Here is a 22,647-nt window from a genome sequence, read left to right as displayed (position 1 = left end):
TTTGTTATATAATGGAATTGACGAAACGTGAGAGGGGTGATTATATGAGTACAGCATTAAGGTGGGGCATATACACGATACTCAGCATTTCTATAATATTAATACTTCTTTTAGGTTACGGATTATATTTTACGTGAAATGGTAACCGAACCAAAGGAAAAATAAAATAATTGCTGTATTAAATAACGTAAAGGTTAAACCGATAATAGATAAAATTCTCTTTTCGATACGACTACAAAAAGAGATAACTGCTAAAATAATTGCTATAACAGCGGAAGCTAATATGAAGTATGCGAAAGGAACCGCATATTCTACACCAACTCTGTCTAAAATAGGTGAGAAGAGAAATAGATTAATAGTAACGAATATACTTACAATAAGAAACGTATAACTTTTCCAAGTGCATGTTTTCAGTTGCATGGAATGGCACTCCTTCCTTATTAATTTTTATATGTAAAATCACAAGGTGATTACCTTTATTTTACAATTTAAAACACCTTTTATTAAAAAGAGGGGGACTAATATGCGAATTAGAAAATTGACTTTAGTGTTTATTGCTATTTGTATATTCATAGTAACAGGCTGTTCAAATATACTAGGAAATGAAGATCAAAGAATCGAAGTGCAAAAACGTGTTGGTGATGATGAATATGAAGATCTTAAGATAGTGACAGACAATAATCAGGTGTTGCAAGTAAAGAAAATATTAAATGAAATTCATTTTGAAAATAAAAAAGTGAAAATGTCTCGTTCAGCTGATTATCACTTTGTTTTTCAATTTAAAAATCCGAAAATAGAGGCGAAAGCTGTGTTGTATCAAATTTGGATAAGTCCTAATAAAGATAAAGTAGAAGTAATGGCGGGGGATAATCGGTATGCTCAATTAGAAGGAAAAAATGCAGCCACTTTGTTTTGGATTGTTACGGGAGAGAAGTTAGCTGAATAAAAGTATATGGTACTTAACTTTTTGGTGTTTATTGTAATGATTTACTACGTGTAAGGGACTATTCAATGTGTCGTTCTATTAAAAAATCTAAATTAAATCAATTAATTGCGATAAAATCTAGTTAAAAATAATGAAATTTCAGGAAAAATAAGGTACACTAGTCAATGGTTTTGGTTTAAAATCGATTGACGTTAATGTATACGGGGGAAAGATTGATGAACAACAATCCAGTAAATGAATCAGTTGAAGAAGTTGAGAGAAAACGAGTAAGATCAAGCAAACGTTTTACAAATTGGAAGCTTATTGCAGCGGGTGTTGGTGTAATTGTACTTCTCATTGGAGGAATGAGTTATTATCAGGCAACTCACTTCAATTCGAATGTTATGATTAATGACACAAAAGTCGGTGGTCTGAGCGCTGATCAGGCAATACAGAAATTAAAAACATCTGGATTAGCAAACAAAGTCTATGTCGATCAACAACAAATTTTAGATGAAAAAGATACAAAAACGGAACTTACGGAAAAAGATTTGCCTCAAGTTAAGAAACTATTAAAAAGCCAGTGGACATTTTTCCCTTCTTCAAAGGAAAAAAATTATTCATTGCTACCGGAAAAGGCGGATCAGTATCGTAGTGAAACGATGAAAAAACTTGTAGAAGAAAAGCTCATCTCTATGAATGAAAAATTAAAAGCGCCTCAAGATGCTATGGCGAAGCTCGAACAAGGAAAAGTTGTTATTTCGAAAAGCGTTGAAGGAAAACAGTATGACGTTACTAGTCTACTGAAAGATTACGACAAGCAGAAGTATAAAAGTGAAATTCATCTGAAGTCTACATACATAAAGCCTATTAAAGAAGACGATCCGATTGTCAAAAAAGAGGAGGAAGCACTACAAAATCTTCTTCAACAGTCCGTTGAGTATAAAGTGCAGAATGAAGTTTATCCTTTAAAAGCAAAAGATTTAATTCAAAATGCCTCTATGTCAAAGGATATGAAAGTTACAATCGATGCGAGCGACATTAAGAATAAGCTTGCTGAAATTAATAATGCTAAATCAACGTTAAATAAAGATTTCGCATTTAAAACTCATTCTGGTTCGGTCATATCAGTAAAAGGGCAAGGCTATGGCTGGGCACTAGATGTTGAAAAAGAAACAAAACAAGTTCAACAAGCTTTTGAAAAGGGTGAAAAATCGCTATCTGCTTCTAATATTCATGGAAATGGTTGGGAGAAGGAAGGTATCGGTTATAAAACAACAGCGAATAATGGTATTGGAGACACGTATGCGGAAGTTTCAATTGCAGATCAACAAATTTGGATTTATAAAGATGGCAAATTAGCAGTCACAACAAATGTAGTAACTGGTAAACATAGCACGAGTGAAGATACATCACCAGGTGTGTGGTACGTCCTATATAAACGAACACCATACACGTTGAAAGGAAGCGCAGTAGGTAAAGCTGATTATGCCGTTAAAGTAGATTACTGGGTTCCATTCACAAATAGCGGTCAAGGATTCCATGATGCAGGCTGGCGAACAAACTGGGCAAATAATGCTTATTTAACAGGGGGATCAGGCGGGTGTGTTAACCTTCTTCCTAATGTTGCAAAAACTGTGTATGATAGTTTGAACACTTATGATCCAGTTATCGTGTACTAGTAAATAGCAATCTTGCGTGAAGCGATGTATGTATCAAGAACTTAAATTTAAAAAAGAAGCAGAAAATCGTGAGTGATTTTCTGCTTCTTTTTTATTATTTATACTATGCACTTCTCGTGTGCAGGGGGGCAGTTATAAAAAATACAAAATATAAGCTAGGTACATTTAAACATAAAATGTGGTTATCGAGTCAGAGAAAGGCACCCGATGGTGTCTTTTCTTTATTTCCAAAAGGACCTGCTCAATATCATCATGGATTTTTATTGATGGCATTTATATATATATTTACTCATAAGAATAGAACTAGCTTAGTATTTACTGGGGGGATTAAGAATGAATAGGGATGAAACCTCATCATTACATCCTGATACGGGTGTTACGTCTGTAATGTTTGTTGAACGGTCATTAAATGAGATTCGTTTTTGGTCTAGAATCATGAAGGAGCATTCTTTTTTTCTTCGATTGGGGTTTAGATGTGAGGATACCCAACTAATCGAAGAAGCTAATCAATTTTATCGATTGTTTGAACATATCGAACAAATAGCGTATTCCTATACAAATGAAACAGATCCTGGGCAAATAAAAAGATTTAATTCAGAAGTACAACAAGCTGCAACTAATATTTGGGGATTTAAACGAAAAATTCTAGGATTAATTCTCACATGTAAATTGCCAGGGCAAAATAATTTTCCACTGTTAGTTGACCATACAAGTAGGGAAGCTGATTATTTTAGAAAACGTTTAATTGAATTAAATGAAGGTAAATTAGATGCCCTTCCTGATGCTATTATTAAAGAAAATGTTTTCTTTTTAAGGATTATGGCAGACCATGCTAAATTTATTGGTCATCTTCTTGATCCATCGGAAAGAAAGCTTGTAGATACAGCACGGAATTTTAGCAATGATTTTGATGAATTAATGTATCAAGCAATTGACTTAGAATCTATGAAACCACAATCTCAAACAGTTCCTCTTTTAGATCAATTTTTAGATCAAAATCGTGTGTCAGTCACATCTCTTCGGGATTTTAAGAAAACGGCACGTGATTTAATTGAGCAATGTAAAATAAAGAGTATCATTCATCCATTATTAGCAGACCATGTATTTCGTGAAGCTGATAGATTTCTTGAAATAATTGATATGTTTGATGCTCATCTTACCAATATTAAATCACAACCTAGATATTAAAAAATAAGGAAAGATACTATTTTGCCTTAAGCTGAGAAGTTAACAATTTATTGTTAGCTTCTTTTCCTTGTGATTTTTAATATTTCCAAGCAATGTAATGAAGCATACTTAGCGTATAAGCTACAAGAACAAGGCAAACAGCTTGTGAAAATAGATAAGTGATTTCCTTCTACAAAGATGTGTGGCGTTTGTAGAAACAAAAAAGAAATGTCACTATCTGAAAGAACATATGAGTGTTCGTGTGGACTAAAAATAAGTCGTGATTAATGCAGCTATCACTATCAAGCAGGAAGCCATACGCTTATTAGCGCTGACATGATTAGTAATAAAATAACCTTTGGAACAAGGGAGTCAGCTATCAAAAGTAACGATTAACCGAAAAGCCCCCACTTCAAGTAAGCTCATAAGAGATACTATGTGGTGGGTAGTTCACAGAACTTTATTATCTCCTTACACATTACCCAGAAGAAATAAAGCGGAAAGAGATTGAGATGAAAAGAATGGTTATTCCAATCGTCCCATTATGGAGACGATTGGAATTAAAATAGCGAATAAAATTGACAATGAATATCATTTGCATTTATTATAGAATCGTCACATTTAATTGGACATGACTTTTTTTATTAATGTAATAGATTTCCATTAAGGTGTTACTTTCAAGAACTATCACTGATTTTTTTATAGATATAAACGTAGGAAGGGGAAGAATAAAAATGAACTGGAAAAAGGGCGGATTATGGATTGTTATTTTTTTCATTGTAAAAGGTACGATTTCTACACTTTTAATTGTTACAGGTGCTAAATATTTTGATTTATCATTTATGCAATTTTTAGTACTAATAATGATTTTATTACTGATTTCTCTAACAGGTCGAAAATTCCTTTATAGACATAAACAAACCAAAAAGCAAAAAGAGATAAATATATAATAAAGCCCCAGAGACCATTGGATTTCTGGGGTTTTACTTATAAAAATTTATTTCATAGTTCATGATCTAGTTTAATCAATTGTCATGTATCTATGTGCCCTCCAATGATAAGGTTAAATCTTTTCAGTGTTACATTTAGAAAAGAAGAATAGAGGAATCTAGTTATACCAACTAAATATAGTCTAAGACATTTTGTAACTGAACATTTGGGGAAGAATGTGTTTCTTAACTTAATAGCGATGGAGTAGCACCCCATACCCCTCAAGCTAAAAAGGAAAAACACTTCATAACAAAAAAATTCTGCATCATTTAAACTCTGGTAGCAATTCATAGGATCAAGAATAATTTGGCTAACAGATTTCGTTAGATTGCCATCATCTTTTTTGTAACTGAATAGATTCATTACCGTTTCAGACCTATGTATGAATTCATAACCTAACAGTAAAAGGGGGGATGATTGAAGGTATGGCGATTAATGAGGAATCAATTTGTCAACAGTTTGCAAGAATTATCGGCGGCCAAGAAGGATTCGCCGGTGGAAAATGCGTGGCAACAATAAACCGGGATGAAATACAAGCAACAATCTTAGGAAAACGTTTTAGAGTAACAACTTCTTTCTCATTCGAATCAAGAGATAATAAAACTGGACGGGCATTATGTCTAGGGCGGGTAGCACTTTTACAAAAGGAAGTTACTGAATTTGTTGCTACAATTATTAAACAAGGAATAATAGTTTCGTCTATACACAATGAGTGGTTATGTGATGATCCAAATTTGATTTACGTTAATATTGAAGACGTTGATGATCCACTAATTTTCGCAAGGAAAGTCAGAAGAGCGTTATGCAATTAACAAGTTTCTTTAGTTAAATGAGTGATTATGTTGATTAGAATATTTCAGAGTGTTGAATAGTATATTTGGAAAATAGATTTAAGTAGATGGTTTTATAAAATCTCATATATAGCTAAAAAGAGTAACTCCATTTTGATCACTCTTTTTCAAAATGGAGTTTTTGTAATTACTTTTAAATAAGGAGTGAAGAGAGCTTTTTAATCAATCTTTATTCTGAAGCTACAGACGAGCATACATTATGCTCGTTTTTCAATTGGTAGTTTAAATGTAAAAGTACTGCCTTCTCCTAATTTACTTTCAACGGTAATTTCTCCTCCGTGTAGTTCTATAATCCATTTTACCATCGACAATCCTAAACCTGTGTTTCCATTGTTTGAAGATGTTCGTGCTGCGTCAACTCGATAGAAGCGGTCCCATATTTTCGCAATATGTTGCTCGCTGATGCCTATGCCATTATCGGAGACTTTACCTATTATGTTGGTTTCATCACGGAACAGTTGCATATTCACAGTACCGTTCGCTTTGCTATAAGCAATCGCATTCGTTAGTAAATTCATTAATAAACGCATCATCAATGTTTGATCTGCTTTAATAAACAGGTCTTCCTCTATATTAGTTGTTATATTAATCGAAGCTTCTTGAACCATTAATGAAAGCTCTTCTACAACGATTTCCGTTAATTCACTCATATTGATACATTCAAATTGAAAAGTATTATGCTTTTCTTGGTCAACTCTTGCTAATAATAAGAGTTGCGAGATTAACGCGGACATTTTACGTGATTGCCTTAAAATTACTTCTAACGATTCTTCCATTTCTTTCGGATTATTCCTCTGTGATAAAGCGTATTCGCATTGCGAAATAATAACAGATGTTGGTGTTCTTAATTCATGAGATGCGTCAGATGTAAATTGTTTTTCACTTTCGAATGATGTCTCCAATCGCTCAAACATTTTGTCAAAGATTTGTGCTAAATGATACATTTCGTCTTTCGATGAACCTTGTAAATTAATTCTCTTCGAAAGGTCTTTACCATCACCAATTTTACTAGCTGAATCACTCATTTGTTGCACAGGTCGAAACGCTCTTTGCGTAATAAAATATCCTCCCACTGCCGCAATGAGAATAAGTAATGGAAATGAGATGAGTGTTACCACAATAAGCGTATTCATGGTTGATGATAATTGATTCATGGTCATTATTCCACGAACCCAGACTTGCTCATCGCCGCCTACATTATGGAGAAAATCATATACAATCCATTCTTTATTACCGTCTTTAATGGTTTGTATTTCATCGGATTTAAGCGGTACCTTTTTATTAAAGCTTGTTGGACTATTTCCTGCCAGCAGCTCACCTTGTTTACTATAAATGAGGATATTTACTCCATCTTCTAAGGTTTCAAAATCATCGTCAATCTTTAACTGTCCATGCTTATATTCGATATCTTCAATACTTTCTTTTACTGTGCTCTTCAATTGACCTTTCATATTAAACAGCAAAACTTTATCTGAAGAAGTTAAAATAAAAGCTAACACGAGAGCCATAATAATTACAATTAGCCCCGTATACCACAGGGTCACTCTCATTTTTATTGATAGTCTTTTCATGATTCTACTCGCAATACGTAACCAGTGCCTCGTACTGTATGAATTAACTTCGTTTCAAACTGGCTATCAATTTTTTTACGAAGGTATCGGACGTAAACATCAATAATATTCGAGCCACCTTCATAGTCGTAATTCCACACATGTTGCTCAATTTTATCTCGTGTCAACACAACTTCTTTATTACGAATCATATATTCTAAAATAGCAAATTCTTTACTGGAAAGATTGATAACTCGATCTCCCCTTGTTACTTTATGCATATTACAATCCACCACTAGGTCAGCGATTTCAAACACATTAGATGTATTTCCTGTTTTTCTTCGCATCAACACTCGAATTCTTGCTAACAGCTCATCAAAAGCAAACGGCTTTACTAAATAATCGTCCGCACCTAAGTCGAGTCCTGTTACGCGATCATCGATTGTATCTTTAGCTGTAAGAAGCAAGACAGGAGTTGTATTATTGTCCGCGCGTAATCTTTGTAATACTTGTAAACCATCTATTCCGGGAATCATAATGTCAAGCACAATCAAATCGTAGGTAGCCATGCTTATATAATCCAAAGCATCTTCTCCATTCCCACATCCATCGACACTATAATATTCTGCATTTAATCGTTTTACCAATATATTTTGTAAGTCTTGTTCATCTTCGACAATAAGAACTCGCATTAACATTCTCCTTTTCTTCTTATTTATATGTATCACTATAATTCCAAAACATTAAAGAAAGATTAGAAACTATTTAATTATATCATTTTATTTTTTGCACATTAATCTTCCTTTAATGTTTGTTCAGTAATATAAAGACAAGGATAAGGTGCACATGTAAAGGGAGGAGAACATAATGGGAAAATGGATGATGATTGGAGCAATGTCTTGTTTATTTTTAACAGCTTGTTCTACTCAAGCTGATAACGATACAGAAGTGCAACAACTGAAAGTAGAAAATGATAAATCACAAAAGGAAGGTGCTCAACTACAACAAGAACCACACGAAACAGGGCCTGCTATGAATGATACTAAGCAAACACAAGATTTCAAAAACGAAGTTACATCTATTGTAGAAAAGGCAAATAACACGAAACCAGTTGGAGCAAAAGAAGATAACTTAAATACGTACTTAGCAGCAAAAAAAGAAATTGACCAATTAGATGACAAGATAGATCTATCTGAAGATCAGTTAGAAGCAGATTATCACGCTGGAACGATAACTGTTGAACAATATCAAATACAAGAAAGAGAACAAGATATACTTGAAGATCAATTAGAGCAAGCAGAAAATGCACTTGAAGCAAGATTTGGAATAGATGATTAATCATTAAGGAGTGGATGAAAATGTTAAAACATAAAAAGAAAATAATTATAAGTGCAATTGCTATTTTAGTAAGTGGTATTGCTATTGTTGGTGGATATTATGGTATGGGTTACAATTATGCAAAAAAGAATGAAAACTACACAGAGAAACAAGTTCGTGAAATTTCTTTAGCTCATACAAATGGAGAGATTATTAATGTGAAAAAAGAATTCGAATTAGAAGATGACAACTTAGCACAATCTAAATTTGAATATGAATTGGAAATCAAGACACCTGATAATCTATTAAATATTTTAAAGGTTAGTGCTAGAACAGGCACAATAGAAATCAATAATGAAGATTGAAGAAATATTGACAAATAAAATATCACGTATTTTAAAAAACTCCTAACAAAATTTGTTAGGAGTTTTTTCACGTTTATACTCTACTATTCTAAAAGGGGAGCCGCAACATCGCTATCAAGTTAAGAAATACACTCATCTTTTTCATTTTTGGGACAATTACTCGCTTAAGTTGATAGATGTGTGGCGGTAGCCCTAATAGAAAAGAATAAGGAACAAGCTATAAGTTTAAAGAGTAGAAATGATGAGGTTTTATTGAGAAAGTTTTTTTGAGTAATAATATTCAGAAAATTAAATGTTTTTTGAACTATTTTTTGTTATTATGTTAGTAATCTATAGGCAAAGGAGAAGGGACTATATGAGTGTACATACAATAAAAAAAGAAGAAATTACTTTACTTTTAAATGAGTGGTATCGAGAAATTCGTTCGCAGAATTTCGTTAAGGCAAAGGAATTAAAACAAAGTATTGATACAAAAGTTAATAGCATGGAAGAAGATCAAAAGAATACAGAGTATTATTCACTTTTAGATTTTAGGTTTAAAATGTTAAGTGCAGAGTTTTACCCCAATCAATCTGATATATCTAAGAATGATCTAAGAAAAATGAAGTTAGATGAAGTTCCATCAGATGAATCTTTATTATATTATTACCATTTCTTTAAGGCTTCTCATGCTACGATAAACGGTGATTTTAAAGTGGCTGAAAAGCATTATGGGATAGCTGAATCACTGTTGGAAAATATTCAGGATCCAATCGAAAAAGCAGAATTTAACTTTAAGCTATCCAACTATTATTACCATGTTTGCCAGCCTATTTTAGTAATTCAATATGCAACTAGAGCAAGAAATACATTTGAAGGGCTGTACGGGTGTAACAGGAAGGTTGCAGCATGTGACAATGTTCTGGGTTTAGCATGTATAAAGTTAAATGAATTTGAACAGGCAGAAGTTTATTTTATGTCGTCTCTGGATATTTTGAAAAAGCAGAATGAAGAAGAGTTAATGTTACGAGTTCGGCATAGTTTAGGGGTTATGTATGCAGAACAAGATCTATCTGAGTTAGCACTTCGTTATTTATCAGAAGTAGCACAAAAAATCCCGAATCACTTTAGAGCGATTTTTTTGGAAGCTAGAGAGAATTTTAAGTTAGGAGAAACAAAGCTTGCAGCGTCCCTAATTGAAAAAGGATTAGTAATCTGTAATGAACTAGAACAAAAAGAATATAAACATCATTTTACAATTCTAAAAGAAATGAATGAGAATGTTTCTGCTGAAGAATTAGAGGTAGCTAGTTCTAATGGCATTTCTTTCTTTAATGAAGTAGGTTTATGGCAATATGTCCAGGAATATGCTGAAAAATTAGCGGTTAAATATCATAAAGAAGGAAATTCAATAAAATCTAGTGAATACTTCTATTTAGGCTATAAAGAAAAAGAAAAAGGTTTTCAGAAAGGGGCTTTAAAATGAAAAGAATCATAAACAGTACAATTGGATTAATAATAACAGTCGTGCTATTAAATGGAGTAAATGTTTCAACGGACCAAACAAAGGTTAATACAACAAGTAGTATACAATATACGCATGGAGAGCCGTGGGGTTGATTTGTATACGTTATTATATTTTAAGATGAATATTGTCTTATCCGATTACAAAAAACCTTACCTTACTATCAAAGGTAAGGTTTTTTGCTGTTATTATGAAACAAAAGTTTCATTTTAGAGGTTAAAATAAAGGGGGAAGTTGTGTGTTTATGTTGTTAGAAAGTATGTAGAAAGGGGTATTTTTCAATCTAGCTTTAGAGAATTATGTGAATAGCACCCATAAAAAAGACCTCTATTTTTATATTCTTGAAAAAATTAGATATTTTGCTGCACGCTCAGGTTGTAACAATTCTGTTCAGATATATAACTTAAAGGAAAGAAATAGGGTATTCTATTTCTTTTTATTTCTATAACAAAATATAATTAGTAAGTCGAAAATGACGATAATAATTAGAAGTAATAATTCTAAAAGTACTTCTGTTTTTCCATTTTGTAAAGATTTAATAAAGAAATCCCATTCTTTTTCATAGGGGGGCTGTACCCAATTTCGTTGCAGTCCTAAATACATTCCATTTAAGAAAAAGACAATACTTAATAAGATCCTTCCGACTAATACGATAGCTACTTTTATATTCCAATTCTTTATCTTGATTACATAAAGGATTGGAAATAGTATAAGCACCCAAAAAACAATAATATAGGCTGTATTCATCATTTTATACTCCTAACAAAATGATTGTTTCTTAATCTGGGTGAATTTTCAGGTTGAAGCAAAGGAGTTAGGTGGGAGTCGGGCTGCCCGTAAACGCCCGATTGGCGAAGGTTAATAATCAGTGGGGGATGGACAAAACCCCCTCTGATTAAAGTTTCACTTTATCTCTCCGTTTCAAAAAACTCAATCCATTCTCCATCCGGACCAGCGAAAAATATGTAACGTGTTCCATCCGGTAATGTTTCGATTTCTTCTCCTAGTAAAAAAGTTACTCCATGTTGAACTGTACCCCGAATCATGGACACTTAAAAAAAGCCCCATGATTCGGGGTTTTTGTGTATTTTTATCAAAAAACCTCGTTATAATGGAACCAACGATAGAAATGAGGTACGGAGAATGAGTAAAATTATTTTTAACGAAATTCAAATGAAACAGCTAGAAAAAAATAAAAATGTATTAAAAGCGTCGGACCGTTCGATTAGCTATTGTTCAGATTTCAAAGTAAGAGCGGTAAAAGAAAATCAACAAGGAAAAGGTCCTAGCCAAATCTTTTTAGAGAATGGGTTTGACTTAGCTGTGATTGGTGAGAAGAAGCCAAAACAATGCTTGAAACGTTGGCGAAGAACCTTTGAACAATTTGGTGAGGAAGGCTTTTATACAGAACGCCGTGGGAAAGGAAGTACGGGACGCCCTTCGGAAAAAACCCTCTCTTCTGATGAAAAATTAAAGAAAGCGGAAGCACGTATTGCGTTTTTAGAAGCGGAATTAACATTCCTAAAAAAGTTAGACGAACTCGAAAGGCAGGCGTTACAGAAGAAGTGTTAACACCACGAGAAACATACACACTGATTGAACAAACCTTACGTCGATTTCAATTCCCACGTATGGTGCGTTACCTTTGCACACTGGCTGGGGTAAGTCGGAGTGGATACTATGCGTGGCTTCATCAGACAGATAAACAGCTGGAAAAAGAACGCAATGATGAAACAGATTATGAATGGATCCAAGAAATTTTCAATCGAAAAGGGAAAACATGTGGTGGTCGTTCTATCAAAATGGTGTTGGAAAAGACAAAAGGAATTTGTATGAATCTCAAGCGTATTTATCGTATTATGCGTAAATATAGCCTTGTGACAAAGATTCGCCGAGCGAATCCTTATAAACACATCGCAAAAGCGACACAAGAACATAAAACATGTCCGAACCTTTTAAAACGCCAATTCAATCAAGAAGAGCCTGAAAAAAGTATGTTAACGGATATTACCTATTTATTTTATGGAAAAGGAAAGAAGGCTTATTTATCATGTGTAAAAGACAGCGCAACACGAGAGATTTTAGCCTATCATGTCTCTTCCTCTTTACGAATGGATATCGTCTATCAAACATTAGATAACTTGAAAGAGAGATTAGGAGAAGTCATTCATCCTGAAGCGCTTCTACATTCAGACCAAGGTATTCATTATACACACCCTGAATTTCAGAAACGTGTAAGAGAAATGGGGATCAGACAATCTATGTCCCGTAGGGGCAATTGTTTAGACAATGCACCAATGGAATCCTTTTTTGGTCATATGAAAGATGAATTAGATTATAAAGATTGTCAAACCTTTGAATCCCTTGAGCTCAACATAAAGGATTATATGGAGGAGTATAATTATAATCGTTATCAGTGGACATTAAAAAAGATGGCTCCGATCGAATATCGGAACCACCTTTTAAGTGCTTGATTTTTCAGGGCTTTTTTATTAAACTGTCCATTTTATAGGGTACAGTTCATGTTTCTGTATTCTTTCAATTTCATCTTCTAATGAATCTACTTTAAAGCAAATGTGATGTACTTTTCCTTCTGCCGGAAGGGAAGAGTTGTAACCTTCAATTAGTTCAAGTATCGTTTCTTTTGATTCTTCTACGCCTAAAAATGCGAGCTTTAAGTTTGGGTTTGGATGTCCCATGCGTTTAATAAGTTGTAAGCCAACTACTTTTTCATAAAATGAAATAGATGTTTCTAAATTTGTGACCATAAGTCCGACGTGTTCGATTCTTCTAACTGGCATGTGCACTCCTTCTTTCTGAAAATTATATACAATATATTATTGAAAATTAAGAAAATAAGCAAGATAAAAACCTTATAAATTTTAGCGTGTTATATGGTATAGTGAGAAAGTATGTTTGGGGAGAAGGAAGGAGATTATACTATGAATACAACTACTCAAACTCCTTCATTATCGGAAACAATGAAAGAGTGGCATTATGCATTAGCATATGAAATAAAACATTGGAAAACGATAGGTGGTAGTAAAATTTCTATCATTAACGGTCGTTTTTTATATACAGATTATGAAAGTACAGTATACGTATTTCAGCTTATATCGGAAGTAAGTTTACCTGAAGGTTCACCAATTCGAATTGAGTTCGATGGTGAGGAAGCGGCGGGGGAAGTATTATCTGTACATGGATTAGAAATCGAATTGAAGTTAAATGATTATATACAAGGCGAAATACGAGAAGCCGTTTTATACAGTGAACCGTGGCAATTGTTAGAACAACTGCAAGAGAGATTGAAAGAAGCACATAAAGATAAGCTGAAACGTAATCGTATAAAGCGTCTTGTTGATGGGACGAGCAGTCCGAAACATATTGAAAAGATGAAAAATACGAAAAATGAATTGGCTTACCGTTCTTTTTACAATCCGACAACGTATGTGTGGGGACCGCCTGGAACAGGGAAGTCGTACAATTTATCACGTATTATTTCGGCTCATTATCAAAAAGGAAAATCGGTACTTGTGTTAGCTCACAGTAACGCGGCAGTTGACGTATTAATGAGCGAAGTAACGAAGCAAATTGAGAAGAAAAAGAAATGGACACCTGGTGAAATCGTTCGTTACGGTTTTAGCCAACATGAACATATACGAAATCATGAAACGTTACTTGCATCGAAGTTAGTTGAAACGACGAACGGATCTTGGGGAGAAGAAAGACTCTATTTAGAAGAGACACGACAAGATCTTCGTGAAAAGATTTTATCATATAAAGCGACTTCTGCTGATAAGAAGCGTATACAAGAGATTGAAAGTGATCTTCGAAAGCAAAAAGCGAAAATTAAAGAAGTAGAAAAAGAATATATTGAAAATGCGCAAGTAATCGGTGCAACGCTATCAAAATGTGCCATTGATTCACTTATTTATGAGCGTACATTTGATTTAGTTGTCGTAGATGAAGTAAGTATGGCATATGTTCCGCAAATTGCATTAGCTGCTTCTCTTGGAAAACGTATTGTCGTTTGTGGTGACTTTTTACAATTGCCTCCTATTGCGATGGCGAATCATGAACTTGTTCGAAAGTGGCTCGGCGAAGATATGTTTTATCATGCAGGGATTGTTGATTCTGTAAATAAATCAGAAGCACATCCGAACCTTTTTATGTTGCAGGAACAGAGACGTATGCATGCGGATATATCGAAGTTTACCAATTCATTTATTTATAAAAATAGAGTGTATGATCATGCATCTGTTTCAGAGCGTAAGGAACTTGCAAAACTACAACCGTTCGCAAATGAAGCCAGTGTTTTATTTGATACGAGCTTAATGGGAGCCTTTTCTTTAAAAGACGCTGCTTCTGGTTCTCGTTTTAATATTATGTCTGGCTTAGTAGCAATGCAAATGATTTTAATCGGACTGTTAGACGGTGTTCAATCGATCGGTGTTGTTACACCTTACAGGGCGCAGTCGCGCTTTTTATCAACGTGTATTAGAGAAATGTTGCAGAAAACAAAATATCAAAACATACCAGTTTTAGCGGCGACTGTTCATAAGTTTCAAGGGTCCGAAAGAGATATGATGATCTTTGATACGGTTGATAGTTACCCACAAGAACGCCCTGGTGTGTTATTCTTTGATCATAAAAACCATCGTCTCGTCAATGTAGCAGTAACGAGAGCGAGAGGAAAGTTCATTCAATTATCAGATTGCCACTACATGCGTAAAAATCTGTCGAGAAAACAAGCGTTATCGCAATTAACCGCTCATATAGAACGTCACGGAGATGTGTATGATCGCACGACATCAAGACAAGTGTGGGAGCGAAAAATCTCGAAACGATTACGTTGGTTTATGGAAATGAATCTTGAAGAACCGAAAGGGTTATTAAAAGATATTTTAGCGGCAAAACGAAAAATTATCATTTCCCTTCCAAGTACAAGGCAAGTTGATAAACGAGTATGGCAAGCGTTAATGCGTACGAATGCGCAAATAACAGTTTATAGTGATGGACCAGTTCCATTAAAAAATATAAAGTTACAAAGGCAAAATAAAGCATTCCCGTTTATATTAATCGATGATGAAATCTTTTGGGCAGGAGCACCTCTTACATCTCAAATGATGTTTGAAGGTAGTATGGAATTTCCGTACATATGTGCAAGAATGCAAGCACCTGAAACAATTGGTGTATTAAAAGGGTTTTTAGATATTCGGTAAATTCGGATAGGAATTCCTTGACTTTTACTTGGAATAAACTTAGAATAAAAATAATTTAATATAATTTTATGAAAATTCTTATCACGAGAGGTTGAGGGACTGGCCCTATGACACCTCGGCAGCGGATTCTTTATGAATACTGTGCCAATTCCAGCAAGGTAACTTGAAAGATAAGAAAGAAGCTCATTTTGACTGTATATGCCAAAGCCTCTTTCTATCTTTTAGAAAGAGGCTTTTTTACGTAAAAATAAAGGGGGAAGAAAAATGGGAGCGACAGGAGTAACGTCACAAAGAAAAACAATTGAAGAGAGTATAGAAAGAAATAAGGAAAAGTACATAAAAACAAGTCATGATATTCATGCGAATCCGGAGATTGGTAACCAAGAATTTTATGCATCAAGAACGTTAAGTTTATTGCTAGGTAGTGCAGGATTTCAATTGCAACATAATATAGCTGGTCATGAAACAGGATTTATCGCGCGAAAAAGCTCAGGAAAACACGGACCAGTTATCGCATTTTTAGCGGAGTATGATGCTTTGCCAGGACTCGGTCATGCGTGTGGTCATAATTTAATTGGCACAATTAGCGTTGCGGCAGCGATCGCATTATCAGAAATACTGGAAGAAATCGGCGGAGAAGTTGTCGTGTTCGGAACACCAGCAGAAGAGGGCGGGCCAAACGGTAGCGCGAAATCGAGTTATGTAAAAGCTGGTTTATTTAAAAATATTGATGCGGCGCTTATGATTCATCCGAGCGGAAAAACAGCGACAACGAGTCCGTCACTAGCAGTTGATCCACTTGATTTTCATTTTTACGGAAAAACAGCTCACGCAGCAGCGTCACCAGAAGAAGGAATAAACGCATTAGATGCGATTATTCAGCTTTATAACAGTATTAATGCACTTCGCCAACAACTTCCGTCAGATGTGAAAATTCATGGGGTCATTACAGAAGGCGGAAAAGCACCTAATATTATTCCGGATTATGCTGCGGCACGCTTCTTCATCCGAGCAGCAACGAGAAAAAGATGTGCGGAAGTAACAGAAAAAGTAAGAAATATTGCACAGGGGGCAGCGTTAGCAACCGGTACGAAAGTGAAAATTCATCAATTCCAAAATGAAATCGATGAACTACTCGTAACAAAAACATTTAATGACGTCGTAGCCGAAGAGTTAGAATTACTAGGTGAAGACGTAAACCGTAAAGAAAGAGTAGGAATTGGCTCAACAGATGCAGGAAACGTAAGCCAAGTCGTACCGACAATTCATCCGTACATTAAAATCGGACCAGATGACTTAATTGCTCATACGAATGAATTTAGAGAAGCAGCACGTTCACAATTAGGAGACAAAGCATTAATTACATCGGCAAAAGCACTAGCGTATACAGCGTATCGATTAATTACAGAAGAAGGGTTGTTAGAGAAGGTGAAGGAGGAGTTTAGAGAGGAGCAGAGGAATCAAGGATAGGAGGTTAAAGGGAGTGGATGATCCACTCCTTTTTCTTTTTTGAGGAAAGTGTAATATTAATCAAAAAAAATTGATTAATAAGTTGCATAAAGAACTAATCAGCGTATATACTATAAACATCAAAAAAAATTGATGAAGGGAGAGTGAATGATAGTGGCACAAGATTTTCAGCTATATGAGAAAAAGTTTAAAGCGTTAGCTGATCAGAAGCGTTTAGAGATTATGTATGAACTTTGTCAGCGAGGACAAACTTGTGTGTGTGATTTAACAGAGGTTTTCGAAATGACACAATCTAAGTTGTCATATCATTTAAAAATCCTGTTAGATGCCGGTTTAATTGTAAAAGAAACAAAAGGTACGTGGAGTTATTATGATTTAAATGATGCGGAAGTAAATAATTTATTATCAGAAGAATTATGCTGTATCTTTAGAAAAACAGGAAAAGGGAGCTGTTGTTAAAATTTTGCCCTATTAATCAAAAAAAATTGATTAATATCATTTTAAGAGGAGGAATAAGTTATGAGATATGTTCATGTTGGTATAAATGTTACTGATTTAGAGAAGTCTATTGAATTTTATGAAAAGGTATTTGGTGTGTCACCAGTTAAGGTGAAAATGGATTATGCAAAATTTTCATTAGAAAACCCAGGGCTTAATTTTACACTGAATGTACGAGATGAAGTGAAGGGAAATCAGGTAAATCATTTTGGTTTCCAAGTAGAGACAGCTGAAGAAATTACATTTCATAAAGAAAGATTAGAAAAAGAAGGTTTCTTTGCACGTGATGAGATGGATACTACTTGTTGTTATGCGGTTCAAGATAAGTTTTGGGTAACGGATCCTGATGGTAACGAGTGGGAGTTCTTTTATACAAAAGCAGATAGTGATGTTCATAAAATTGAAGATCCATCTTGTTGCACGACTTCTAACGTAGTAGATAAAAATTCTTGTTGTTAATAGGAGATGGAAAATAAAATGAAACGTTTATCTTTTCTAGATCGATATTTAACATTATGGATTTTTCTAGCTATGGCTGTTGGAATTGGTTTAGGATTGGTGTTTCCTAGTGTAGTAGACGGACTTAATACATTACAAGTTGGAACGACATCTATCCCGCTTGCTGTTGGTTTGATTTTAATGATGTATCCACCGTTGGCGAAGGTTCGTTACGAGGAAATGGGCCGGGTATTTAAAGATGTAAAAGTGTTGGTTCTATCTTTAGTACAAAACTGGATTATTGGGCCTGTACTTATGTTTGTTTTAGCAATTATTTTTCTTCCTGATAAGCCGGAATACATGGTCGGGCTCATTATGATTGGTTTAGCACGTTGTATTGCAATGGTAATTGTGTGGAATGATCTTGCTGATGGGGATAAAGAATATGCAGCAGGTTTAGTTGCTTTTAATTCGGTATTTCAAATGTTATTTTTCTCAGTTTATGCGTACGTATTTGTAACAGTAATTCCAGAGTGGTTAGGAATTGAAGGGGCTATTGTAGATATTACAATGGCAGAAGTAGCGAAATCAGTATTTATTTATTTGGGAATTCCTTTTATAGCCGGTATATTGACACGATTCGTATTAGTGAAACTAAAAGGAAGACTATGGTATGAAAAGGTGTTTATACCTAAGATTAGTCCAATTACATTAATTGCATTACTATTTACGATTATCATTATGTTCTCTTTACAGGGAGAAATGATTGTTAGCGTACCATTTGATGTAGTAAGAATAGCGATTCCGCTATTAATCTATTTTATTGTGATGTTCTTTGTTTCTTTCTTTATGGGAAGAAAAATTGGTGCAAATTATCAGGTGACAACAACGTTAGCATTTACAGCAGGTAGCAACAACTTTGAGTTAGCAATTGCTGTAGCAGTTGGTGTGTTTGGTATTCACTCAGGCGCAGCATTTGCAGCTGTTATCGGACCGTTAGTTGAAGTACCTGTAATGATTGCACTTGTAAACGTTGCTTTTTGGTTTAAACGTAAATATTTTAATGATCAACCAGTCTAATTTAAAAACAAAGGTGGACAACAACATGGAAAACAAAAAAACAATCTACTTTTTATGTACAGGAAATTCATGCCGAAGCCAAATGGCAGAAGCTTGGGGCAAGCAATACTTAGGAGATAAGTGGAATGTATATTCTGCAGGCATTGAAGCACACGGAGTAAATCCAAATGCTATTAAAGCTATGAAAGAAATAAATATCGACATAACAAATCAAACATCGGATATAATTGATTCAAACACTTTAAATAGTGCTGATTTAGTCGTTACGCTTTGTAGTCATGCAGATGCTGTGTGTCCATCTACTCCATCACATGTGAATCGTGTTCACTGGGGATTCGATGATCCAGCAGGAAAAGAGTGGTCTGAATTTCAACGTGTTCGTAATGAAATCGGAGAACGTATTAAACGATTTTCTGAAACAGGCGAATAAATAAAGGAAAGAGTCACTCTTCTATTGTATAGGGGATTGGCTCTTTTTTATTATAGATTTCATTACATATCCATTTATTTGTTGCATCGGTTTAAATCAAATGAAAAGAATATAGAATATTCTGTTATAATGGTAAAGTTAGAATAGAATAGTTTCAGGAAGGCGGTGTAACGTATGATTTCTGAATTAAACAAGCCTTCTGTTGCCGTTGTAGAAAATGTAGGGTTTGCAAATGTGTTTAATTATGTAGGATATTATTTTCCTTTTGAGTAAATTAGGTGTATTTTACAAATCTCTCATCTTAAAAGATTTTTACATGGAAGGAGAATAGGGTGAAACACATAATAAAAGACGTATTAATAAATTATTTTAAAGAAATCCATACATTAGTAGTTGAAGAAGAATTACATAAGGATAGTTGGAATACGGATTTACACTACAAAATCTTGGTGAATGAAATACGGTATTCCGCACGGTTTATAAATAGCAATCGAATAATCAACCCAGCTTTTGGGACGTTATCAAATGAACAATTGAAAGAGCAAGTACGGTTTACGTATTATTTACGAGAGCATGGAATTCCATTTATGCAGATTAAGGAGAATAGGGCGGGAGATTCATTTACATTAGTCACTTGGAATGAGGAACAGTACCGATTTGTATTGTCTACTTGGATTGAAGGAGAACAGATTACTCGTTGTACAGAAACTATGGCAGAAGCCTTTGGAAAGGAAGCAAGAAAGATACATGATCTTTCTAGTACATTTCAAAGCTCGACTTTTCAAAAGAAATCTCATTTAGATGGATATGGTGAGTTTATAAAGCTATTAGAAAATAAGAGCAGTACATGCAAGGAATTGCAGGAGTATATAGATCTCGCTAAGTATCATATAAAATGCGCACATACTAGTAATTTGGAGTTTATTGTACAAACAGATTTAAATCCTTTAAATGTTGTATGGAACTCAAATCAATGTGTGAAAGGTATTGTAGATTTTGAATCTATTGGATATGTTGATCGTATTGAAGGACTAGCCTTTTTAATAAAGTGGTATTCCCGGACAGAAGGAATAGAGTCACATGAAGTATGCTCGAAAGTTGCTAGAGCATTTTTAGAAGGGTATAAAGCTAGTAACATTTTAACTTCAAATGATTATAAAAGGTTTTCTTCGTTACTATGGTTATCCGGTAGTTTAAATTGGAACTTTGTTAAAAAGACGATGAGTCTATTAGGTGACGAGAGAGAAGTAGAAGAACATTTGAGAGCTTATAAAATAAGAGGAGAAAATCTATCTGTATTGGTAAGTAGAGAAAGAGCCAACTCATACGAGTAGGCTCTTTCTTTTTATGTACTACGAATCTTCGTAATAGAACAATGTTGCAGCATTCCTTCTATAGAATATAGAGCAACAGAAAGTCTAAAAAAAGTCATGTAATCATAAAAAAATGATCTCATTCACACTTTACAGGTTATCTGATGTATAGGCATATTTTTTTGGAGAAAAAATGTTTTTAAAAAGTGTTGAATTATTCTGAAAATTAAATTATTATTATCCGTATAAACTACTAAGTAATCGTTTACATGGATGAATTAAGGGTTTAAGCAAAACTGAAGTAAACGATTTCTTGAAAACTTAGAAAGAGTGATGAAATGGCAAAGTCTACAATTAAAGATGTTGCAATGGAAGCGAATGTGTCTACAGCTACAGTATCTCGGGTGCTAAACGACAGCGGATTTGTTAGTGACGACATTAAAGATCGTGTTTATTTAGCTGTGAAAAAACTTAATTATCAACCAAATGCGATTGCTAGAAGTTTAAAGCAAGATAAAACATACACGATTGGTGTTGTGATTCCAGATATCACAAACCAGTATTACATGACAATTTCAAAGGCTATTGAAGATATTGTTCAGCAAAAGGGCTATAATCTTATTTTCTGTAGCAGTCATGAAAATCCTAAAAAAGAGGATAAATTGCTGCAGCTATTGGTAGAGCAAAGAGTAGATGCTATTGTATTGGCGACTGCTGGGGGTTGTGAAGAAAGGGTAAGAAGTATTCATCAAGCTGGTGTGCCAATTGTTTTAGTTGATCGGACTGTTGAGATTGGAGACTCAAAATTAGATTCGGTTATAGAAAGTAATTTTGAAAGTGCTTATAAATTAACGAGCTATCTTTTAAAACAGGGGCATAGATCTATTGGTCTTGTGAATGGATTGTTAAACGTTAGTACAGGTAAAGAGCGCTATGAAGGATTTCAGAAAGCTTTGGAAGAGTTTGGGATTCAGGAAGATGAAAACTATACGTTTAATAGCACTTTCACAAGAGAGGGTGGAATGAAAGCAGTTGATTATTTTCTTAACTTTACTGAGAAACCTTCAGCGATTCTATCCTTGAATAATGAAATGTCATTCGGTGTTCTTCTTGAGTTAACGAGGAGAGGCTATTCTATCCCGAAGGACATAGTGATAGCTTCCTTTGGTGACGTTGAAGCAGCCCAATTATTACAAGCACCTGGGATTATATCAGTAGCTCACAAACCATATGAAATGGGGGAAAGGGTGGGTGATATATTACTGAAACGTTTAAATAATGAAGAAGGTCCTTTTAATGAAATATTTACACCGAAATTACTAATAGATGCACAAAGTGTACGTAGTTAAAACGATTTGAAATGATGATTTTCGTTAAGATAAAAATCGGAAGGGAGATAGAAATGTTAAAAGGAATACCGAAAATAATTAGTCCGGATTTAATGAAAATTCTTTTAGAAATGGGGCATGGGGATGAGATTGTTTTAGCGGATGGAAATTTTCCTGCTGCCTCTTGCGCAACGAAGCTAATTCGATGTGAAGGACATGGGGTTCTTGAAGTATTACAGGCAATTTTGCAATTCTTTCCACTCGATACGTATAGTAATCATTCTGTTTCATTAATGAAGGTTGTAAAGGGGGATCCTATCGCGCCTTCCATTTGGGAAACGTATGATGCAGTGATTAAAAAATATGATACTCATTTTGATGGTTTTGAGATGATTGACCGCTTTACATTTTATGAGAGGGCAAAGAAGGCTTATGCAATTGTTGCAACTAGTGAGAGTGCTCTCTATGCCAATATGATTTTAAAAAAGGGCGTGGTTACTGATTAGCGCAGTATTAA

Annotated in this window: 24 protein-coding genes, 3 pseudogenes and 1 riboswitch; of the genes and pseudogenes, 21 read left to right on the top strand and 6 right to left on the bottom strand. The window is 34.4% G+C overall.

The window, feature by feature from the left end; genetic code table 11:
• Positions 1-129: 129 nt before the first annotated feature.
• The gene (locus tag MHI07_RS14670; protein ID WP_340824689.1) at positions 130-420 is read right to left on the bottom strand and encodes a hypothetical protein; all 291 of its coding nucleotides are present in this window, start codon (positions 418-420) and stop codon (positions 130-132) included.
• A gap of 103 nt (positions 421-523) precedes the next feature.
• Here MHI07_RS14670 and MHI07_RS14665 point away from each other — a divergent pair, with 103 nt between their 5' ends.
• From MHI07_RS14665 to MHI07_RS14640, 6 genes and pseudogenes are all read left to right on the top strand, one after another.
• Positions 524-946, top strand: a complete 423-nt coding sequence (locus MHI07_RS14665) for a hypothetical protein (protein WP_340824687.1) — start codon at positions 524-526, stop codon at positions 944-946.
• 215 nt (positions 947-1,161) lie between these two features.
• Positions 1,162-2,607: a L,D-transpeptidase family protein gene (locus MHI07_RS14660; RefSeq protein ID WP_340824684.1), complete on the top strand. Its 1,446-nt coding sequence runs from the start codon at positions 1,162-1,164 to the stop codon at positions 2,605-2,607.
• A 333-nt stretch (positions 2,608-2,940) separates the two neighbouring features.
• Positions 2,941-3,795 (top strand): DUF2935 domain-containing protein, encoded by an 855-nt coding sequence (locus MHI07_RS14655; protein ID WP_078181068.1) that lies wholly within the window; start codon positions 2,941-2,943, stop codon positions 3,793-3,795.
• 105 nt (positions 3,796-3,900) lie between these two features.
• Positions 3,901-4,114, top strand: a pseudogene (locus tag MHI07_RS14650) (zinc ribbon domain-containing protein); the annotation flags it as partial.
• 394 nt (positions 4,115-4,508) lie between these two features.
• Entirely contained in the window at positions 4,509-4,724 is a 216-nt protein-coding gene (locus tag MHI07_RS14645; protein ID WP_078181067.1) for a hypothetical protein, read from the top strand.
• A gap of 453 nt (positions 4,725-5,177) precedes the next feature.
• On the top strand, positions 5,178-5,576 hold the full coding sequence (locus tag MHI07_RS14640) for a DUF1259 domain-containing protein (protein ID WP_003190280.1): 399 nt from the start codon (positions 5,178-5,180) through the stop codon (positions 5,574-5,576).
• A 236-nt stretch (positions 5,577-5,812) separates the two neighbouring features.
• Here the strand turns inward: MHI07_RS14640 and MHI07_RS14635 are convergent, their stop codons facing one another.
• The gene (locus MHI07_RS14635; protein ID WP_340824678.1) at positions 5,813-7,186 is read right to left on the bottom strand and encodes a sensor histidine kinase; all 1,374 of its coding nucleotides are present in this window, start codon (positions 7,184-7,186) and stop codon (positions 5,813-5,815) included.
• Positions 7,183-7,857, bottom strand: a complete 675-nt coding sequence (locus MHI07_RS14630; RefSeq protein WP_002161191.1) for a response regulator transcription factor — start codon at positions 7,855-7,857, stop codon at positions 7,183-7,185. Before MHI07_RS14630 ends, MHI07_RS14635 begins: the two co-directional genes overlap by 4 nt.
• 175 nt (positions 7,858-8,032) lie before the next feature.
• Between MHI07_RS14630 and MHI07_RS14625 the strand changes: the two genes are divergently transcribed.
• From MHI07_RS14625 to MHI07_RS14610, 4 genes are all read left to right on the top strand, one after another.
• Positions 8,033-8,503 carry a hypothetical protein gene (locus MHI07_RS14625; RefSeq protein ID WP_340824674.1) on the top strand — a complete coding sequence of 157 codons (471 nt, stop codon included), beginning with the start codon at positions 8,033-8,035 and terminating at the stop codon, positions 8,501-8,503.
• 20 nt (positions 8,504-8,523) lie between these two features.
• Positions 8,524-8,847: a PepSY domain-containing protein gene (locus MHI07_RS14620; protein ID WP_340824672.1), complete on the top strand. Its 324-nt coding sequence runs from the start codon at positions 8,524-8,526 to the stop codon at positions 8,845-8,847.
• A gap of 355 nt (positions 8,848-9,202) precedes the next feature.
• Positions 9,203-10,312 (top strand): response regulator aspartate phosphatase, encoded by a 1,110-nt coding sequence (locus tag MHI07_RS14615; RefSeq protein WP_340824670.1) that lies wholly within the window; start codon positions 9,203-9,205, stop codon positions 10,310-10,312.
• A complete protein-coding gene (locus MHI07_RS14610) occupies positions 10,309-10,446 on the top strand; it encodes a Phr family secreted Rap phosphatase inhibitor (RefSeq protein ID WP_088078878.1) in 138 nt (45 codons plus the stop codon). Before MHI07_RS14615 ends, MHI07_RS14610 begins: the two co-directional genes overlap by 4 nt.
• 331 nt (positions 10,447-10,777) lie before the next feature.
• On the opposite strand, the gene MHI07_RS14605 is transcribed toward MHI07_RS14610, so the two are convergent.
• Positions 10,778-11,101, bottom strand: coding sequence for a hypothetical protein (locus tag MHI07_RS14605; protein WP_078181064.1), 324 nt, complete (start codon positions 11,099-11,101; stop codon positions 10,778-10,780).
• A 158-nt stretch (positions 11,102-11,259) separates the two neighbouring features.
• Positions 11,260-11,379: pseudogene (locus MHI07_RS14600) on the bottom strand (VOC family protein); the annotation flags it as partial.
• A gap of 115 nt (positions 11,380-11,494) precedes the next feature.
• On the opposite strand from MHI07_RS14600, the gene MHI07_RS14595 reads away from it, so the two are divergent.
• Positions 11,495-12,825, top strand: a protein-coding gene (locus MHI07_RS14595) for an IS3 family transposase (protein WP_340824667.1) whose coding sequence is annotated in 2 segments (ribosomal slippage) — positions 11,495-11,882 and positions 11,882-12,825 — 1,332 coding nt in all. Because the reading frame shifts where the segments join, the coding sequence is not laid out codon by codon here.
• Between the two features lie 18 nt (positions 12,826-12,843).
• On the opposite strand, the gene MHI07_RS14590 is transcribed toward MHI07_RS14595, so the two are convergent.
• The gene (locus MHI07_RS14590; protein ID WP_340824664.1) at positions 12,844-13,152 is read right to left on the bottom strand and encodes a VOC family protein; all 309 of its coding nucleotides are present in this window, start codon (positions 13,150-13,152) and stop codon (positions 12,844-12,846) included.
• Positions 13,153-13,263: 111 nt separating this feature from the next.
• On the opposite strand from MHI07_RS14590, the gene MHI07_RS14585 reads away from it, so the two are divergent.
• From MHI07_RS14585 to MHI07_RS14540, 10 genes and pseudogenes are all read left to right on the top strand, one after another.
• Positions 13,264-15,573, top strand: a complete 2,310-nt coding sequence (locus tag MHI07_RS14585; RefSeq protein WP_340824662.1) for an AAA domain-containing protein — start codon at positions 13,264-13,266, stop codon at positions 15,571-15,573.
• Positions 15,574-15,648: 75 nt separating this feature from the next.
• Positions 15,649-15,750: riboswitch (SAM riboswitch) on the top strand.
• A gap of 87 nt (positions 15,751-15,837) precedes the next feature.
• Positions 15,838-17,043, top strand: a complete 1,206-nt coding sequence (locus MHI07_RS14580) for a M20 family metallopeptidase (RefSeq protein WP_340824660.1) — start codon at positions 15,838-15,840, stop codon at positions 17,041-17,043.
• 147 nt (positions 17,044-17,190) lie between these two features.
• Complete coding sequence (arsR, locus tag MHI07_RS14575) at positions 17,191-17,502, top strand: arsenical resistance operon transcriptional regulator ArsR (RefSeq protein WP_002110660.1); 312 nt, start codon at positions 17,191-17,193, stop codon at positions 17,500-17,502.
• 60 nt (positions 17,503-17,562) lie between these two features.
• Entirely contained in the window at positions 17,563-18,000 is a 438-nt protein-coding gene (locus MHI07_RS14570; protein ID WP_340824657.1) for an ArsI/CadI family heavy metal resistance metalloenzyme, read from the top strand.
• An 18-nt stretch (positions 18,001-18,018) separates the two neighbouring features.
• Positions 18,019-19,059, top strand: a complete 1,041-nt coding sequence (gene arsB / locus MHI07_RS14565) for an ACR3 family arsenite efflux transporter (RefSeq protein WP_340826905.1) — start codon at positions 18,019-18,021, stop codon at positions 19,057-19,059.
• 25 nt (positions 19,060-19,084) lie between these two features.
• Positions 19,085-19,489, top strand: a complete 405-nt coding sequence (gene arsC / locus MHI07_RS14560; RefSeq protein ID WP_340824656.1) for an arsenate reductase (thioredoxin) — start codon at positions 19,085-19,087, stop codon at positions 19,487-19,489.
• Between the two features lie 183 nt (positions 19,490-19,672).
• Positions 19,673-19,762, top strand: a pseudogene (locus MHI07_RS14555) (GNAT family N-acetyltransferase); the annotation flags it as partial.
• A gap of 59 nt (positions 19,763-19,821) precedes the next feature.
• Entirely contained in the window at positions 19,822-20,823 is a 1,002-nt protein-coding gene (locus MHI07_RS14550) for a phosphotransferase enzyme family protein (RefSeq protein WP_340824654.1), read from the top strand.
• A 317-nt stretch (positions 20,824-21,140) separates the two neighbouring features.
• Complete coding sequence (locus MHI07_RS14545) at positions 21,141-22,151, top strand: LacI family DNA-binding transcriptional regulator (protein WP_340824652.1); 1,011 nt, start codon at positions 21,141-21,143, stop codon at positions 22,149-22,151.
• A gap of 53 nt (positions 22,152-22,204) precedes the next feature.
• A complete protein-coding gene (locus MHI07_RS14540; protein WP_340824649.1) occupies positions 22,205-22,636 on the top strand; it encodes an RbsD/FucU family protein in 432 nt (143 codons plus the stop codon).
• The last annotated feature ends 11 nt before the right edge of the window (positions 22,637-22,647 follow it).

This window comes from Bacillus sp. FSL H8-0545 (assembly GCF_038006105.1).
GTDB lineage: Bacteria > Bacillota > Bacilli > Bacillales > Bacillaceae_G > Bacillus_A > Bacillus_A cereus_U.
The sequence above is the reverse complement of the archived record's forward strand: the minus strand, read 5'-3'. Positions and strand labels throughout refer to the sequence as shown.

Bases quoted from the DNA above. Each gene is read 5' to 3' on its own strand.
- MHI07_RS14670 (WP_340824689.1), bottom strand. From the start codon at position 420: ATGCAACTGAAAACATGCACTTGGAAAAGTTATACGTTTCTTATTGTA.
- MHI07_RS14665 (WP_340824687.1), top strand. From the start codon at position 524: ATGCGAATTAGAAAATTGACTTTAGTGTTTATTGCTATTTGTATATTC.
- MHI07_RS14660 (WP_340824684.1), top strand. From the start codon at position 1,162: ATGAACAACAATCCAGTAAATGAATCAGTTGAAGAAGTTGAGAGAAAA.
- MHI07_RS14655 (WP_078181068.1), top strand. From the start codon at position 2,941: ATGAATAGGGATGAAACCTCATCATTACATCCTGATACGGGTGTTACG.
- MHI07_RS14645 (WP_078181067.1), top strand. From the start codon at position 4,509: ATGAACTGGAAAAAGGGCGGATTATGGATTGTTATTTTTTTCATTGTA.
- MHI07_RS14640 (WP_003190280.1), top strand. From the start codon at position 5,178: ATGATTGAAGGTATGGCGATTAATGAGGAATCAATTTGTCAACAGTTT.
- MHI07_RS14635 (WP_340824678.1), bottom strand. From the start codon at position 7,186: ATGAAAAGACTATCAATAAAAATGAGAGTGACCCTGTGGTATACGGGG.
- MHI07_RS14630 (WP_002161191.1), bottom strand. From the start codon at position 7,857: ATGCGAGTTCTTATTGTCGAAGATGAACAAGACTTACAAAATATATTG.
- MHI07_RS14625 (WP_340824674.1), top strand. From the start codon at position 8,033: ATGGGAAAATGGATGATGATTGGAGCAATGTCTTGTTTATTTTTAACA.
- MHI07_RS14620 (WP_340824672.1), top strand. From the start codon at position 8,524: ATGTTAAAACATAAAAAGAAAATAATTATAAGTGCAATTGCTATTTTA.
- MHI07_RS14615 (WP_340824670.1), top strand. From the start codon at position 9,203: ATGAGTGTACATACAATAAAAAAAGAAGAAATTACTTTACTTTTAAAT.
- MHI07_RS14610 (WP_088078878.1), top strand. From the start codon at position 10,309: ATGAAAAGAATCATAAACAGTACAATTGGATTAATAATAACAGTCGTG.
- MHI07_RS14605 (WP_078181064.1), bottom strand. From the start codon at position 11,101: ATGATGAATACAGCCTATATTATTGTTTTTTGGGTGCTTATACTATTT.
- MHI07_RS14590 (WP_340824664.1), bottom strand. From the start codon at position 13,152: ATGCCAGTTAGAAGAATCGAACACGTCGGACTTATGGTCACAAATTTA.
- MHI07_RS14585 (WP_340824662.1), top strand. From the start codon at position 13,264: ATGTTTGGGGAGAAGGAAGGAGATTATACTATGAATACAACTACTCAA.
- MHI07_RS14580 (WP_340824660.1), top strand. From the start codon at position 15,838: ATGGGAGCGACAGGAGTAACGTCACAAAGAAAAACAATTGAAGAGAGT.
- arsR (WP_002110660.1), top strand. From the start codon at position 17,191: ATGATAGTGGCACAAGATTTTCAGCTATATGAGAAAAAGTTTAAAGCG.
- MHI07_RS14570 (WP_340824657.1), top strand. From the start codon at position 17,563: ATGAGATATGTTCATGTTGGTATAAATGTTACTGATTTAGAGAAGTCT.
- arsB (WP_340826905.1), top strand. From the start codon at position 18,019: ATGAAACGTTTATCTTTTCTAGATCGATATTTAACATTATGGATTTTT.
- arsC (WP_340824656.1), top strand. From the start codon at position 19,085: ATGGAAAACAAAAAAACAATCTACTTTTTATGTACAGGAAATTCATGC.
- MHI07_RS14545 (WP_340824652.1), top strand. From the start codon at position 21,141: ATGGCAAAGTCTACAATTAAAGATGTTGCAATGGAAGCGAATGTGTCT.
- MHI07_RS14540 (WP_340824649.1), top strand. From the start codon at position 22,205: ATGTTAAAAGGAATACCGAAAATAATTAGTCCGGATTTAATGAAAATT.